The sequence below is a fragment of the Pseudomonas sp. HMSC063H08 genome, assembly GCF_001813645.1.
Classification (GTDB): Bacteria; Pseudomonadota; Gammaproteobacteria; order Pseudomonadales; family Pseudomonadaceae; genus Pseudomonas; species Pseudomonas aeruginosa.
Map to the genome: position 1 here is coordinate 1 of NZ_KV813531.1, position 325 is coordinate 325.

Sequence of the window (325 nt, forward strand, 5' to 3'; positions counted from 1 at the left end):
ATCAACAACGGGATCTGGAACATGATCTCGGACACGGGCCTGTTTGCGGTGCCGTTCGCGGCCATCGTAATGCGCGAATGGCTGAAAGTTCGCGGGGAAGGCGCCGACGAGGGCAACAAGGGCGTGCTGTCTCTGGCCCGCATCGAGACGCACATCTACGTCGGCTACATCGTGGTCGCCCTGGCGGGGATCCCGGTCGTCAACGTGAGCTTCGACACCATCGAGTTCGACCAGACTCGCGCCCAGCAGTGCCAATACAATCTGCCGGCACCGGCGGACACCGGCTGGTCGAGCTCCTTCAGCAGCCTGGCCGGCAAGAGTGCGC

At 63.7% G+C, this 325-nt stretch carries 1 pseudogene; it reads left to right on the top strand.

Annotated features, from left to right (window positions below):
• Positions 1–325: pseudogene (locus tag HMPREF2924_RS22150) on the top strand (conjugal transfer protein TraG N-terminal domain-containing protein); the annotation flags it as partial.